Source organism: Psychrobacter sp. 72-O-c (assembly GCF_904846605.1).
Taxonomy (GTDB): Bacteria; Pseudomonadota; Gammaproteobacteria; order Pseudomonadales; family Moraxellaceae; genus Psychrobacter.
This window is the reverse complement of record NZ_CAJHBI010000008.1, coordinates 99,233-114,855: the sequence shown is the minus strand read 5'-3', so window position 1 is coordinate 114,855 and position 15,623 is coordinate 99,233. Positions and strand designations below refer to the sequence as shown.

14 protein-coding genes and 1 tRNA gene are annotated in these 15,623 nt (G+C 42.6%); 9 read left to right on the top strand and 6 right to left on the bottom strand.

The features are described 5' to 3' along the window. Window positions 1–127: 127 nt before the first annotated feature. Window positions 128–613, bottom strand: a complete 486-nt coding sequence (locus tag JMX97_RS04435; protein WP_201555721.1) for a winged helix-turn-helix domain-containing protein — start codon at window positions 611–613, stop codon at window positions 128–130. Between the two features lie 509 nt (window positions 614–1,122). Between JMX97_RS04435 and JMX97_RS04430 the strand changes: the two genes are divergently transcribed. The 6 genes from JMX97_RS04430 (at window position 1,123) to JMX97_RS04405 (ending at window position 9,459) form a co-directional block, all read left to right on the top strand. After that, window positions 1,123–2,601, top strand: coding sequence for an AAA family ATPase (locus JMX97_RS04430; protein ID WP_201555720.1), 1,479 nt, complete (start codon window positions 1,123–1,125; stop codon window positions 2,599–2,601). Continuing rightward, on the top strand, window positions 2,585–3,217 hold the full coding sequence (locus JMX97_RS04425; protein ID WP_227671443.1) for a TIGR02646 family protein: 633 nt from the start codon (window positions 2,585–2,587) through the stop codon (window positions 3,215–3,217). Before JMX97_RS04430 ends, JMX97_RS04425 begins: the two co-directional genes overlap by 17 nt. Next, window positions 3,217–6,615, top strand: a complete 3,399-nt coding sequence (locus JMX97_RS04420; RefSeq protein ID WP_201555719.1) for a type I restriction endonuclease subunit R — start codon at window positions 3,217–3,219, stop codon at window positions 6,613–6,615. The genes JMX97_RS04425 and JMX97_RS04420 overlap by 1 nt, the downstream gene beginning before the upstream one ends. A 6-nt stretch (window positions 6,616–6,621) precedes the next feature. After that, window positions 6,622–7,488, top strand: a complete 867-nt coding sequence (locus JMX97_RS04415; RefSeq protein WP_227671444.1) for a M48 family metallopeptidase — start codon at window positions 6,622–6,624, stop codon at window positions 7,486–7,488. 255 nt (window positions 7,489–7,743) lie between these two features. Next, on the top strand, window positions 7,744–9,009 hold the full coding sequence (locus tag JMX97_RS04410; protein WP_201555718.1) for a YbfB/YjiJ family MFS transporter: 1,266 nt from the start codon (window positions 7,744–7,746) through the stop codon (window positions 9,007–9,009). A gap of 36 nt (window positions 9,010–9,045) precedes the next feature. After that, window positions 9,046–9,459 (top strand): PaaI family thioesterase, encoded by a 414-nt coding sequence (locus tag JMX97_RS04405; protein ID WP_201555717.1) that lies wholly within the window; start codon window positions 9,046–9,048, stop codon window positions 9,457–9,459. Between the two features lie 325 nt (window positions 9,460–9,784). On the opposite strand, the gene JMX97_RS04400 is transcribed toward JMX97_RS04405, so the two are convergent. Next, window positions 9,785–9,875, bottom strand: a tRNA-Ser gene (locus tag JMX97_RS04400). A gap of 225 nt (window positions 9,876–10,100) precedes the next feature. Here JMX97_RS04400 and JMX97_RS04395 point away from each other — a divergent pair. From JMX97_RS04395 to JMX97_RS04385, 3 genes are all read left to right on the top strand, one after another. Beyond that, window positions 10,101–11,003, top strand: coding sequence for a DNA/RNA non-specific endonuclease (locus JMX97_RS04395; protein ID WP_227671445.1), 903 nt, complete (start codon window positions 10,101–10,103; stop codon window positions 11,001–11,003). A 109-nt stretch (window positions 11,004–11,112) separates the two neighbouring features. Beyond that, window positions 11,113–11,376, top strand: a complete 264-nt coding sequence (locus JMX97_RS04390; RefSeq protein WP_201555715.1) for a hypothetical protein — start codon at window positions 11,113–11,115, stop codon at window positions 11,374–11,376. 198 nt (window positions 11,377–11,574) lie between these two features. Beyond that, window positions 11,575–11,958 carry a DUF2147 domain-containing protein gene (locus tag JMX97_RS04385; RefSeq protein ID WP_201555714.1) on the top strand — a complete coding sequence of 128 codons (384 nt, stop codon included), beginning with the start codon at window positions 11,575–11,577 and terminating at the stop codon, window positions 11,956–11,958. Window positions 11,959–12,091: 133 nt separating this feature from the next. On the opposite strand, the gene JMX97_RS04380 is transcribed toward JMX97_RS04385, so the two are convergent. The 4 genes from JMX97_RS04380 to JMX97_RS04365 form a co-directional block, all read right to left on the bottom strand. Then, the gene (locus tag JMX97_RS04380; RefSeq protein WP_201555713.1) at window positions 12,092–13,354 is read right to left on the bottom strand and encodes an ammonium transporter; all 1,263 of its coding nucleotides are present in this window, start codon (window positions 13,352–13,354) and stop codon (window positions 12,092–12,094) included. Between the two features lie 96 nt (window positions 13,355–13,450). Beyond that, window positions 13,451–13,789: a P-II family nitrogen regulator gene (locus JMX97_RS04375; RefSeq protein ID WP_010197981.1), complete on the bottom strand. Its 339-nt coding sequence runs from the start codon at window positions 13,787–13,789 to the stop codon at window positions 13,451–13,453. 387 nt (window positions 13,790–14,176) lie between these two features. After that, entirely contained in the window at window positions 14,177–15,031 is an 855-nt protein-coding gene (locus JMX97_RS04370; protein WP_201555712.1) for a universal stress protein, read from the bottom strand. 122 nt (window positions 15,032–15,153) lie between these two features. Next, a complete protein-coding gene (locus JMX97_RS04365; protein WP_413786391.1) occupies window positions 15,154–15,414 on the bottom strand; it encodes an STAS domain-containing protein in 261 nt (86 codons plus the stop codon). Window positions 15,415–15,623: the final 209 nt, after the last annotated feature.

The window sequence follows — 15,623 nt, the reverse complement described above, 5'->3', positions numbered from 1 at the left end:
CCGCGTTGCCCGCGGTAATGCCAGACTCGAGTCAGTGATCCTTGTTGTCCTATGCGAGTTTCATCTTGAAACCAGATATCGACTTGTTGACAGTCAATACCTTCAGGTAATACCTCTTTGACACGGGTTATAAAGTTTTTTTAAAAGTTTCTTGTACTTCTTCATCTGCTTTTGGGTGCTGACTACGAGCACTTATCCAGCTCATACCGATACGCTTTAACATCTCGTAAATACCGTTAACGGTATAGTGAGCGTTATAGTGTTCTTTGGCTATCTGTTGGATGTCTTGACCGGTTAGACGACCGCCAGCTCGCTTTTCTTGCTCAGATACGATCATGGCTTTGAAGGCCTCTATGTCGGCTTCCGCCAGTTTGCTGTGCCGACCTCGGCGAGGACGGTCATAGATACTGTCAAGTCCACGTTGAAGATAACGTTTCTTGGTCCGTCTGGCAGTTTCAGGGTGTATGTAGAGGTCTTTGGCAATGTCGTTAGTGGCTTTGCCTATGCTATATTGATATAGAATAAGGAGACGTTGGCGAGCTCTGGGGTTACTCTCGGTCTTCGAGAGTTTGCCAAAGTCATGATCTTTTAGGGTATATGTTGGTATAGTCATAGCTGAATTATACTATATATTATGGGTTTGGTATAATAAGTCCTGCCTTTATTAAACTGGGCTTGTCCGATGCCGCCTTATTCGATATATGCCATTTGGATAAATGCGTACTATTAACTGCTGATCTTGATTTATATGGCTTTGCAGCCGGTCATGGGATAGAGGCTATCAACTTTAACCATTTAAGAAGCTATCTTTAAGCCACCTTTGAGCTAATTTTCCACTTTATTAAAAGATATCATCATGGACGAGATTTATTCGACAAAAATCGTAGATATTGACACAAGCGCCAACACCTCGTACACTGAATTTAACATAACCGCCACGCTTAGTGCCCTTTGGGTAACGCGTAACCTTGGCGGTTTTTCTTTGCCTTTTTTATGACAGTGCTAGGCAAAATACAGCTACCTATAGCGATTGTTGACAACTGACTGCTATACTGACTCAATATTGCTTAACCTTTTATCGATAAATCCTACAGATGCAAAGCGCAAATCTTGGACATAAAAATGGAAATAGAAAAGTTAACGCTCCATAACCTAGGGCGCTTTGAGAACCTTGAAGTGGACTTTGCCCCGACTGAAGATAACCGCTCAAACGTCACCGTATTTATCGGCAATAATGGTGCAGGTAAGACTTCAATATTAGAAGCATTAGCCACTTCACTAAGTTGGTTTGTTGCTCGTATGCGCAGTGAGAAGGGCAGCGGTACTGCCATCGATGAGCTGGCTATTATTGATAATGCACCAGCCGCCAGTATTACTTTGCACTTGTCTGACGATATTCAAACCGTTAGTGAAGCAGCGCTTTCATCGTATCAATGGACGCTCGTTAAAGCACGAAAAGGGCGTAAAAGCGACAAGCCTAGTAGTCTTAGTGAATTAACCAAGCTTGCTGACAACTATCGTCAATTACTAACAGATGATGCAAATGCTAGTCTGCCCCTGATCGCGTACTATCCAGTTGAACGCTCAGTACTTGATATTCCCTTAAAAATTATGGGCAAACACAGTTTTAGCCAAATAGAAGGCTACGAGAGCGCCTTGAATCAAGGCGTTGACTTCCGACGCTTTTTTGAATGGTTTCGTGAGCGTGAAGATATCGAGAATGAGGAGCAAAGTAGGAGAGTGGAGCTGTTCTTTGATAAAGACCTAAGTGTCTTTGATAAAATGAAGGTAATGCTTAAAGACTATGCTGATGATAGTTATAAAAGAGAGCAGGATAATATAGAGGTTGTAAAAGGTAATGGTGTAGAAAGTATTGGAATGAATGTCCAAGATGTATTAGATAAAATAGAAAATCTCAAAAGTTCGAAATATAAACACCAAGACAAACAACTAAACGCAGTTAGAGTCGCTATCAGCGCTTTTATGCCCAACCTTAGCAATATTAGAGTGCAGCGCAAACCTCGGCTACATATGGCAGTTGATAAAGACGGTAAATCGCTAAATGTCATGCAACTCTCGCAAGGTGAGAAGTCACTGATGGCATTGGTAGGTGACATCGCCAGACGATTAGCCATGATGAACCCTACGCTAGAAAATCCTTTACATGGAGATGGCATTATCTTGATAGATGAAGTCGATATGCACTTACACCCAAGCTGGCAACGCAATCTCGTACAGCGATTTACCGACACCTTCCCCAATTGCCAAATTATTCTAAGCACCCATTCTCCTTTAGTTATTAGCGATCAAAAAGATATTTTAGTTTATCTGTTAAGTAATGGTGAGATTGACGCATTACCACCTTTATACGGTGAAGACGTGAACACGGTATTGCTAGAAGCGATGGACACCAACATTCGTAACCCTGATATTAATGATCAACTAAGTGACTTGTTAGATGCAATTCATGACGCTGACATAAGCGCCGCTAAAACGCTTTTAGAAACGTTAGAAGCAGAGCTACCATCAGGTAATATGGAGCTTGCCAAAGCAAGGTTGCTACTTCGTAAGAAGGAGCTGCAAATTGCGAAAAATAACTAAAAAAATAGGCTTTGAGCCACAAAGTTTGGCAATTTGGAAAAAGAGAATCAATAATAAGGGCAAGAGTTATATTGATTTAACTACCATTGAAAAAGATGATATCCGCTTTGCCTGTGCAATAGAACAGTTTTATTTATGTGCTTATTGTTGTAAGCCAATCTCTGGAACAATTAAAGATTGTATGAATGAGCACGTTGTTGCTAGAGATATAGCTCCTAATAAAAGCCTCGATTTCGATAATATAGTAGCAAGCTGTATAACGCCTAATCAATGTGATAGTGCACATGGTTCACAGCCATTACCGCTCACGCCTTTCGATACTGAATGTGAAACAGACTTAGAATTTAAGTTAAGTGGTAGAGTTAAAGGTATGACTAGCGAAGCTCAAGAAACTATTCGGGTGTTGAATTTAGGTAATAATAATAAATCCTTGGTAGAGCAAAGAAGACAATTCATTCAAGCATTATTATTGGGTGATGGCATTGACCCCGACGATGTAGTAGACGACAGTGACCTAATAAAGATGGTTATTGATGATCTGTCTAAACCGAAAAACGGTAAACTCGAAGCCTTTGCTCCAATTGCCATAAACGTCCTGAGCCAATGGATAGCTTAATGTCTGAAATAATAAAAACACCAAACTTCCAAGAAGAATTCGCCTCAAAAATTCCAGCCTTAACCTTACTTACTACACTGGGCTATCAGTTTATTCCGCCAAGCCAATGCAACGCTATGCGTAGCAATCAATTGATAGGCGATAAAAATAGTACTGATAAAAAAGCCACTGCTCAAGTCGTTTTATTGCCGATCATGCGTGAGTTCTTAGCCAAGCAAACTTTTCCGTTTGCAGGCAAAGAGCATTATTTATCCAATTCTGCCATTGATAATGTCATGCAAGAGCTAAACCCAGCGATGAACCTAGGGTTAAAGATTGCCAATGAAAAGCTCTATGACGCTATGCTCTATGGTGTGAGTGTCACCGAGTTTATCGACGGCAAGAAAGCCTCACCGACTATCCATTTGATAGACTGGGAGTATATTGAGAACAACGCCTTTCACTGTACTGAAGAGCTGGTGGTACAGAATGCGGAAGGTACAGGCAACGTCATTCCTGATATCGTCTGCTTTGTGAATGGTCTGCCGTTAGTCGTCATCGAAGCCAAACGCCCTGACTCTAGTAGAGAGTGGCAATCGACCAATACCCAAGCCGTCTCTCAGCACATCCGTAACCAAGGTCAAAAACAAATTCCGCATCTATTCGCCTATAGCCAGTTGTTGCTAGCGGTCAACGGTCATGATGGCTTATACGGTACTTGTGGTACGCCCGAGAAGTTCTGGGCAAAATGGACGGAAGAAATTATTCCTGAAGCTGAGTTTGTCCGTCTAAAGAATCAGAAGCTTAGTGAGAATCAACTTGATCGTTTATTTAATCATCGTCCTGTATCCGCTAAGAATGAATACCTGTCGCTGATTAATGCTGGTGATTTGATGGTCACGGATCAAGATAGATTGATTGTCAGTTTATTGCAGCCTGAGCGTCTGCTTGAAATGACCCGCATGTTTACCTTGTTTGATAAAAAGGCTGGCAAAATTGTTGCCCGTTATCAGCAAGTCTTTGGTATCAAAGCACTGGTTGAACGTATCAGTAGCTTTGACGAGAAAGGCGCTCGCGAAGGCGGCGTGATCTGGCATACCACAGGTAGTGGTAAATCATTCACTATGGTATTTTTATCCAAGGCCCTTATTTGGTTAGAAGAGCTGGCGCAATGCCGTGTCATTATCGTCACGGATCGAGTTGACTTAGAAACCCAGCTCAGTCAAACCTTTGCTTCTGGTGGCGTACTCAGCGATAGAGACAAGTCAGACGCGATGGCAACTTCAGGCAGACGCTTAGCGGAACAAATCGGTCATGGCAATGAGCGCGTTGTCTTCTCCATCATTAATAAATTTGGCTCAGCAGTGAAGTACGATGAATGTTATAACGACAGCCCAAACATCATTGTCATGGTCGATGAAGGTCACCGCAGTCAAAACGGTGAGAACAATATTAGAATGGCACAAGCATTGCCAAAAGCGGCCTTCATTGCCTTTACCGGAACGCCTTTGCTCAAAGATGATAAGACCGAAGGTAAATTTGGTAGTATTATTCACTCTTATACCATGCAGCAAGCGGTTGAAGATAAAACTGTCACCCCATTGCTATACGAAGAGCGTGTGCCTGAGCTAAATACCAATGATGCCGCGATTGATAGCTGGTTTGACCGTATCACCCAAAAGTTAACGGACGAGCAAAAGAACGACTTAAAGCGTAAGTTCTCGCAAAAAGGTCAGATATATCAGACTGAAGGCCGTATTGAGCTGATCGCTCATGATATCTCGGATCACTTCCAAAACTTCAAACAGCAACATCTAAAAGGTCAATTGGCTTGTGATTCTAAGGCTTCTGCCATCCGATATAAAATCGCTTTAGATAAGATAGGTAAAGTATCGTCCGTGGTAGCCATGTCACCGCCAGACACTCGTGAGGGCCATGATACCGTTGATCAAGACAGCAAAGACATCGTGCAGAACTGGTGGCAAGCCAATGTAGCACCAACCTACGGTGGCGATGAAAAAGCCTATACCAAAGCCATTATAGAAGCCTTTAGTCAGGACAATATTAATGACGATGTTAATGACAATGTTAATGGCAATGCCCCTGACATTATGATCGTGGTCGATAAACTATTAACCGGTTTTGATGAGCCGAAAAATACCGTCCTGTATATCGACAAGCCTTTAAAAGAGCATAGCCTTATCCAAGCTATTGCTCGGGTTAACCGCTTGCATAAAAACAAGCAATTTGGTTACCTGATTGATTATCGCGGTATTTTAAAAGAGCTGGATATCACTATTGAGAAATACCAAGACTTGGCTGAACGTACGCAAGGTGGCTTTGATGTTGACGATCTCAAAGGCTTATATAACCGTATGGACACCGAGTATAAAAAGCTACCGATGCTACATAGTGGGCTGTGGGCAATCTTCAAAGGGGTCAACAACAAACAAGATGTCGCGGCACTAAGACAAACGCTTGCGCCTAAAGTACAGGAAGTCGATGGCAAATTAGTGGATACCAAACTCAAAGACCGAGACGACTTTTACGAAGCGCTGACGACGTTTGTTAATACCATGAAGGTCGCTTTACAATCTGCTTCATTCTTTGAAGATAAATTCTTTGATAACAAACGCGAGCTGTATAAGCGTGACCTAAAGGCCTTCGTTAACTTACGCAAGCTGGTACGTGAAGATGCCAATGAGACTATTGATTACGGTGAGTATGAAGAAGATATCCGCAGCTTACTGGATAAGCATATTGCAGGTATTGAGGTTAGAGAGCCGAAAGGCGTCTACCTAGTCGGTAACTTAGGTAAAGAGGGCAAGAATGCCCAATCGCAAGACATAAGCGATGATGAGGCGCGTAACCAAACCGATAAGATTACAGGTCGTGTGACCAAAATGATTGAGCAAGATTTGGCGGATGACCCCTATGCGCAAGAGTATTTCTCCAAGCTGCTGAAACAAGCGATTGAGGATGCCAAAGCGATGTTTGATGCCCCTGTAAAGCAATACATTATGTTTGCTGATTTCGAGCAAGCAGTAAAAGATCGTAAGGTTGCTGGCGTACCGAACGAGTTTATCGATGCTGCTGGCAAGCTAAATAAACATGCTCAAGCTTATTTTGGTTTGTTTGAGCACTTATTCGGTCAGGACTTCTTAGCGGATAAGTCATTAGATAACTCGTTAGATGATGAGCAGCTGGTGCAGTACGCCTTTGCTATTGATAAGGCAGTGAACAATGCGGTAGCTGAGTACTCAATCAACCCAGCAGAAATAGAAAACGACATCAGTGTGCAATTATTGCCGATGCTGTTTACTGATTTGGGTCTCGATAATGCGCAAAAGCTCATAGAAGAAGTGCTGAAGATCACCCGTCTTGGTCTTTCAAGAGAGACCAGAAGCACAAGAGGGTAATCAGTAATGAGCAATCTATCTGTGAACAATAAGCCTTGCACCTCAATAGCTGAGCGCGGAATGTTTTCTTACGGTACGGAGGTGATTCACTACGAAATAATCCGCAAACCAGTAAGCAGCAAAGCCCAAGTGAATAAGACACAGCCTCGTAAAGTACTCATAAAAGTTCATCCTGATCAACGTGTGGTAGCAACCGCACCTGATGATGCAACAGATGAGCTGATCCATAAAGCTATGCTTAAACGGGCTCGATGGATTTGGCAAAGCTTGCAAGCATTCGCCAAACAAAAAGACCACGTTTTACCTAAGCGTTACATCAGTGGTGAAACCCAGTTTTACTTGGGACGCCGCTATGTTTTAAAGGTGCTTACTAATTCTGAGATTGCGGCTGATACCAAGGCTAATTCTGTGAAAGCTAACAGTGTAAAACTGAGTCGCGGTAAGCTCAATGTGACTTTAGGGCAGGTCAGTGATCAGCAGGCTTTGAATGATCAAGCATCTGACGTACGAGCCGTTAACGTCAAAGCACTTATTGATAAATGGTATCAAGGTAAGGCTAAAGCTACCTTTAACGAGCGGCTTAATGCTGTGCTACCCAAAGCGACGTGGGTAACAGGAGTTCCATCATTTAGAATCAGGGCCATGAAAAAGCAGTGGGGCAGTTGCTCAACTAAAGGCAACCTAATACTCAACCCGCATTTGGTCAAAGCACCCAAAGAATGCATCGATTACGTTATATTGCACGAGCTATGTCATATTGTGGAACACAATCACAGCGAGCGCTTTTGGCGTTTATTAACTCAAGTCATGCCGAATTGGAAAGCAGTAAAAGCCAAGCTGGATGGTATGGCAGAGTTTTATTTGAATGAGTGAGACTAAGGAGACAGGTTATGATCAGCAGTATGCAAGCCTCTATTAAGAAGTGGCAGCACATATAAATTGACTCAATCGAGAGTAGAAGCTATTGTAAGGCTATTGCCATAACAGTTAAAGGAATGCTAAAAAGATTAGCATAAGAAGGAATAAGCACATGGAAGCTGCTTTTTATCATACATTTCTATCGAAACTTAGCGTGCCGGCCTTTGTTAATCTTATTGAACCCTCTGACAACCAAATTAACAGTGACTTATGATGCCTAATCGGCGCGTCCAAAAGGCTAGCAAGATACACTATGCTTGGATTGTCGCAATCACTGGTGCGGCTGCCATGTTCTGTGGACTGGGTTTGGGACGTTTTGCTTTTGGCATGTTATTACCGTCAATATCAGCATCTCTTGAGCTAAGTTACAGCCAAAGTGGTTTATTAGGGTTTGCTAATTTGATAGGCTATTTAATCGCTGTGGTTTTGAGCCCTATCATCTTGCCTAGGCTTGGTACACGGGTTACCACAACGGTAAGTCTGCTTCTTATTACGACCTCAATGCTTGGTATGGCGTTTACCACAAGCTTTCCATTACTATGTTTGTTCTATACATTGACGGGTATCGGTAGTGGTGGTGTGGTATTGCCTATGATGAGCGTTATGTCGCATTGGTTTTTTCCCTCTCATCGCGGTTTAGCGCTAGGTTTAGTGATGGCCGGTCCTGGTATTGGCATTATTTTCTCAGGCTTCATTGTACCTAAGCTATTGCCGGTTTTTGATTTACTATCTTGGCAAACAGGCTGGCTGATTTTTGCATTTTTGAGTTTTATTATTGCGGGCATAAGCTTTGCGTTGATTCGTAATCATCCAGACGATATTAGCTCAACACCCTTTGGATATGCACCAAATTCACCTGTAAAGCGCAAGACAAAGCTAGAACGTGACAATGTCAAGTTGCTGGTACATTTGGGTGTCATTTTTGCAATCTATGGTGCAACGTACATGACGTATGTCACTTTTATTGTGACTAGCATGGTAGGGCCATATCAATTAAGCGAGACTACTGCGGGCAGACTTTGGGCATGGATAGGGCTACTTAGTGCTTTTTCGGGTATGCTATTTGGATGGATTTCAGATCGAATTGGCAGGCGTCTTGGATTAGCACTGGCCTTTTTTGTTCTTGCCATTGCTTATTTTTTGGTTAGTCTAAGCGATTGGGTGTTAGGGCTTTATCTTTCAATCGCTTTATTTGGTGCCGTTGTTTGGAGTGTTCCAGTCATCATGTCTGCTGCTGCAGGCGATTATTTTGGGCCAGCTGCTGCAGCGAGTGCTCTTGCCGCGTTGACTTTCGCGTTTTCAAGTGGACAGGCTTTAGGACCAATCGCCGCAGGTTATATTGCAGAGATTACTGGAGATTTTAGTATCAGTTATATGGCTTCTGGCATTGGAGCCATAATAGCGATAGGGCTCGCTCTGTTACTGCGTCCGCAACGCTCAAACAACCCAATGTGCCTCAATGAGAATAGTAAGTAGTCAACAATTAAGTATAATTAGACCCCAGGAGTATATATGTCTGCAAGTAAAGAAGAGATAGTTGCCTTTATGGCATTAGAGTTTCCACAAACCAAATGTAGGGTTGAGGCAGTAAGTGATAAGGGGTCGACCTTATCGCATGATATAGGTATAGACGAGCTGCGTCCTGGTGGAACGGTTTCCGGCCCTGTGTTGATGAGCATTGCTGATGTAGCAATCTATATAGCGATACTCGGTAAGATTGGCATTGTACCGTTGACAGTGACGACGAGCCTTACCATCAATTTTTTGCGTAAACCATCAGCAGAAGCACGTATTATTGCTGACTGCACCTTGATGAAAGTAGGGCGCACGCTAATCGTAGGCGAGGTTTCGTTGTACTCAGAAGGCTCTAGCGACTTGGTCGCACATGTTGTTGGCACGTATTCCGTACCGCCCAAGCGTGACTAAGCGACTTGATGAAAAGCTCTGTTGTTCCATTGAGAAGCATACTCTTTATTTTTTCTTAGGTTCTCAATGGAAGGTAGGATCGCATAGATAGGTTTTTTAAGAATATTTATTAACTACCAAAAATAAAGGTCAAAAAGATAAAAACTATAAGAGTCTCTATTTTAATGGAGTAAAGCGGCATTAATTATAATAGGAAAAGAGCTGTTTGGTTTAGATAGGATAATTCAGGACAAATCAAATAAGCGGTAAGCGTTGTGTATAAGGGGTTTCGGGGCAAAGGTAAAACAGAATAGAAAAACAAGAGTTCAACTAGAACCGACAAAATTGGCGATGAAGGAGGGATTCGAACCCTCGATACGCTATGAACGTATACACACTTTCCAGGCGTGCGGTTTCAGCCACTCACCCACTTCACCGTTTTTGACGTTCAGCAGACAGTTATATACGATATCATCAGAAGATGCTAATCGGCTGCCTGATTATTTTAGACGGCCTAGTATAGCGGATAAGATTTAAAATGTCACTGGTAAAAACCCTTTGTCTTGCTCAAAATTTTCAGTAGCGTGATGGCTTATCTTCCTTTATTTGCGGACGCCTGCTAGGATAGCGTATTGTTATGAGCCGGCATAAATGATTAGATGATGATTAAACGTAGAGTGATGGGTTGTGATAGTCTTAAAAGTAGTATGATAACGTTAGTCATAGCTATCATGATTATGCTAGGTATAGTACCCGCACAAGCTGATGATTTGACCCAGTGTAGCGAGTCATTTTATGGTGGCGTGTATCCTGAATTTACTAATATTAAGCTTAGTAAAGATACCCAGTCGTTGTGCTTTGACGGCTTTGCAGTCATGTATTCTGCTGTTTCGCGTACACCACTATGGTCAGCAGAGTATTTGACGCGCCAGCGCTTGCAACAGGCCAGAGAAATCGACCGCGAAGACAGTTTTCATGAAGAAAGTCGACTGCCAGATTCAGATCGAGCTAAATTATCTGATTATTCAGGCTCTGGTTATGACCGTGGGCATCTAGCACCCAATGCTGATATGGCCAATCGCAGCCAACAATACGACAGCTTTAGTCTGGCTAATATAGCGCCACAGTCACCGCGTAATAACCGTTATATTTGGCGTAATATTGAGTCCGCTACTCGCTATTTAACCCAGCAATATGGCGAGGTCTATACCGTCACTGGGGTGGCGTTTACCAATAAAAAAACCACACAGCTTGCCGGTCAGGTATTGGTTCCTAGCCATTTTTTTAAGGCAGTCTATATTCCTGCCATTAATCAAGCTGGCGTGTATTATGCCCCCAACGACGAGTCGGAGCGCATAGACGTCATCAGTGTGGATGAGTTAGCGGAACAGACGGGGATTGATGTGCTGCCGATACTTGACCGTCAGACCAAAGCGCAGGCAATGGCATTACCGTTACAAGCCGGCGATGATATAGAACAACCAGCAACGCCTAATGAAGAGCCGACTTGGATGCTATTTTTATGGGCTATTATTGATTGGTTAAGGGTACAGTTACAAGCTTAATAGCTATTAACTAAACCCATAACTACCCTCATATTGATCCATTATCAACTAAAAATTGATAGGGCATCAGAAAATAAAGCACCACACTGTTAATAAACAGGAGAGCTCAATGATTGAACCCTTTGCTAATAACCATCAAAGTATGCAAATTGGTGAGTTAGTGGTTGAAAATCAAAAAGACAAGGTCATCATCTATGGTGATATTGATCTACAATTTGATGCTTTAGGATATAAGCAAGCGCAGCAATTGCATGAGCTTACGGGAAAAATTTTGCAAGCTTTTGCAAGCGATGGTCAATATAGTAAAAAAGTGCTTGAGTCAAAAGATAATAGTGACCGATCAGATAAAAATATAGACAATCCGTTCTTATAACTATTTGATATAGTTCTGTTTTTATAGAAATAATAAACTATAAAAAAATTACTAGTCAAACCCCTAAATTTGCTTATAATGGGTTAAGACATTACTTATGTTGCTTAAGTTATCAATTCAGTACTGCATAACCTATAGCAAAGGATAAGTTTAGGGACACAACGTTTTTAATAATCATTGTACGAAGGGAGTCGATTTATGAAATTATTCACAAAAACTACGTTAGCAGTTGCCGGTATTAGCTTAGCAAGTCTAGCGTTTGCTGCTGATCCATTAGCCAATACTACTTGGCAGACTTTTGATGATGGCCAGCCAAAAGGTGTGGTTAAAATCACAGAATATAATGGTGTATTAACTGGTAAGCTTATCAGCACTGTTTCACCGAAAGGTCAGAAGCATGTTGGTAGAACTATTATTGCTAATCTTAAGTCTGACGGTGGTGGCAAATATAGTGGTGGTACTATCACTGATCCTGCAAAAGATAAAACCTATCGTATGACTGCGAACTTGAGCGGCAACACTTTAGACCTAAAAGGTTATATCGGTCCATTCTCGCGCAGTCAGACCTGGAAAAAGAAATAAGCTAACGTTATTGTTGTAACAAACATTTTTTATCGAGAAATTTTCTAGATAGAAAATAGTAAAAAAATCCCGCATTACCGAAAGGTTTTGCGGGATTTTTTACATTATAGATTCATTAAATGGCTCAAATAATCTATCTTGTAAACTCAGGGTAAGCTTCCATACCACATTCTGCTATATCTCCGCCTTCGTATTCATCTTCTTCAGAAATGCGCAGACCAATAACTACTTTAATAATTGACCACACGATTAAACTGGCAATAAATACCCAAGCAAAAATTGTGGCAGCACCAACAATCTGACCGATAAAGGTAGATGCCGGGTTGGTAATTGGGACAATCAGTAGACCAAACAGACCAACCACGCCATGAACCGAAATCGCACCAACTGGATCATCAATTTTTATCTTATCTAAGGCGAGGATTGATAACACTACAATCACGCCCGCTATCATACCGAAAATAGTAGCTTGTAGAGCAGAGGGGGTTGAGGGTTCTGCGGTAATCGCAACTAGACCTGCTAATGCACCATTTAAGAGCATCGTTAAGTCAGCTTTTCCGAAGATGAGACGCGCGAGTAACAAGGCGCCAACGGCACCGCCTGCTGCTGCTGCATTGGTATTCAAAAACACTATAGCAACGGCGTTGGCACTGGCAATGTCACCCAGTTTAAGAACTGATCCGCCATTAAAGCCGAACCAACCCATCCATAAGATTAGCGTACCAAGCGCTGCCAGTGGCAGATTAGCACCAGGAATCGCACGTATCTCACCATTAGGACCATACTTACCTTGACGCGCTCCTAGCAGCAATACGCCTGCTAATGCCGCAGCGGCACCTGCCATATGAACGATACCAGAGCCAGCAAAATCAGAGAAGCCCATGTCACCTAAGTTAAACAACCCAAAAACATCGTTGCCGCCCCAAGTCCAACTGCCCTCTAGCGGATAGATGACACCAGTCATAACCACTGTAAATAGTAAAAAAGACCACAGCTTCATACGCTCAGCTACGGCACCTGAGACGATTGACATACAGGTTGCCACAAAGACCACTTGGAAGAAAAAGTCGGATGCTGCAGAGTAGACGGAATCGCCACCGAAGCCATTTTCAGCCGAGGCTGCCAAGGCATCATCTACTAGTGTCTCACCGCCTGCAATCCCGCTCAAAAACAGATCGCCACCATACATAATGGCATAGCCGCATACCATGTACATGATACTGGCGGTTGCAAACAGTGCAATATTTTTAGTCAAGATTTCGACCGTATTTTTTGATCGAACCAATCCGGCCTCTAGCATAGTGAAGCCGGCTGCCATCCACATGACCAGCGCCCCACATATTAAAAAATAAAACGTATCGAGTGCGTACTGGAGCTCAAAAATTTGGCTTTGCATTTAAATTCCCCCTTGAATTGACAATGCAGATATCGGTATGACCGATAGTTAGGCGTACTTTAAGTGATCAACAAGTGATCAAGGCTGTCTGCACCATTAAATAGCGTCAGGACCCGTTTCACCCGTACGAATACGAATGACTTGCTCAAGAGCGGTAACAAATATTTTACCGTCACCAATTTTGCCAGTGCTGGCGATGCGGGTGATAGCCTCGATAGCAGGCTCAACCATCTCATCAATAACGGCTACTTCGACTTTTACTTTAGGTAGAAAATCCACCACGTATTCTGCGCCGCGATACAGCTCGGTATGGCCTTTCTGGCGACCGAAACCTTTTACTTCCGTGACGGTGACACCTTTGACACCAATGTCAGAAAGCGCTTCGCGCACATCGTCGAGCTTGAACGGTTTTAAAATCGCAGTGATTAGCTTCATAAAAAATTTCCTTATATGAGTGATGCCGCAGGTTGATACGTGCATCTTGCTGCATCGTATCGCTACTATGCTTACAGTAAGTCATTCAAGAACTGTGCCAAGATTACTCAAGGGGGCAAGTAAGATTGGACTTAGGCGCTCGTAAATAACCACCGTAACGACAAAATAGAGTACTTATATCGTCATAATAAATATGAGATTTATCAATATAAGTTAAATGCATCAACCTTTAGCGTTAGAGCAAAGAGAACTTTATTATAACCAACTTTTAGAGTTCTTGGGGAGGCTATACGGTGATGATTGGATAAAATATTAGGGAGATAGAGCGTAGGATGGGTAGTTAGGTAGCGGTTGCTGCTTGGCATTTAGTGTAAGCTTACTTTGAGCTTAAGCTTTAGGAAAGAGTAAGTAGGGGGTCTTGGTACTACCGAGTAGCTTTTTAGTGTCGCTACCTTGGAGCAGCTCACGAAGACGTGATTGCCCAAATGCACCGGTCATTAACAGACCGATATCATGCTCATTTTGATAGTAGTTTAAGGCCGCACTGACATCGCGACAGTCTAGTAACGCTTTTTTAGCCTTAATACCGGCTTGTTTAAGGCGAGCATAAGCTTCGCGGAGTGCATCGCAATTTTCAGAGTTGTCTTTACCGATCATGACGATATGAATAGTTAACGTCCGAATGAGCGGCGTTTTACAGAGCCAATTGAGTAATTTATGTGAGGTAGGACAGTTATCAAAAGCAAATAAAGCCGTGGTTGGGGGCAAAAATGGTGCGTGAGTCACCAAAATGGGGCAGTGACTTAAACGTATCAGTTGGCCTAAACTGGCTTTACAAGTGACATGATGACCAATAACGATAAGTTGCGCCTTATCATCGACATAATCAATACTTTCGCTAAGATTTTCGTGTCGATGTAAAGTGTATGTCTTGCGCTTATGCAGATGTTGCTCACAGTAAGTGGCGGCTTGATGAAGTAGCAGCTTACCTTGGGCTTTTAGCTCACCGTTACTCAAATGCTCTTTACTGGTAAATTGATCCAGTAAGGCGCTTTTATCATCGATGTTTAGGCAGCCTGAATAGTTGACTGCTGCTTTTTGCTGTACGCTCGGTACCGAATGCAGCAGGCCGATAGGGGCTTGTAGACGTACCGATGCCCACATACTGGCATTCAATACCGCTTGCACATGGTCAGGGCAGTCTAAACAAGCAATCACACTATCTGGTTTTAAGTTACTCATAAGGCAACCACCTCATGTCAATAATGAAAATATAGTTAAACTTGGGCAAAAGATAAGCTTGGGCAAGAGAAAGGCGGCAGGCACGCCTACGCTCATTCAATAACGTAAACGGCCCGTCCCATTTAATCTAACAAGCCAATATCGCGTCGATCATGGATAGAAAAGCGGTCAATCAACGTACGACTGGCATTATCCAGTCCAGCTACTTTGACATCAATCCCTTCACGTTGCAAGCGCATGACTAACTTGTCTAGAGTGTTAACCGCACTGATATCCAAAAAGTGGGCTTGGCTTACGTCAATAGGAGCGATGTCCAGCGCTTCTTTAGTGTCAAAACTACTCAAAAACTGGGTAGTAAAGGCACTGCTTGCAGTATCGCCAATAGTAAAATTTGGTGAAAAAACCTAAGATAGGGTATGAGTGTCAAATAATAGGAGCGAAAACAGGATTAAGCCCATGCTTGCCATACTGTAATGACGATAATCGTCGCTGAAGAGGCGTGACAATAGCATGATAAAGGTCACAACATGCTAAACTAAAATATCAAGCAAGAAGACCCAATAAAAATACTTGTCAAAGCACAAGTTGTAGC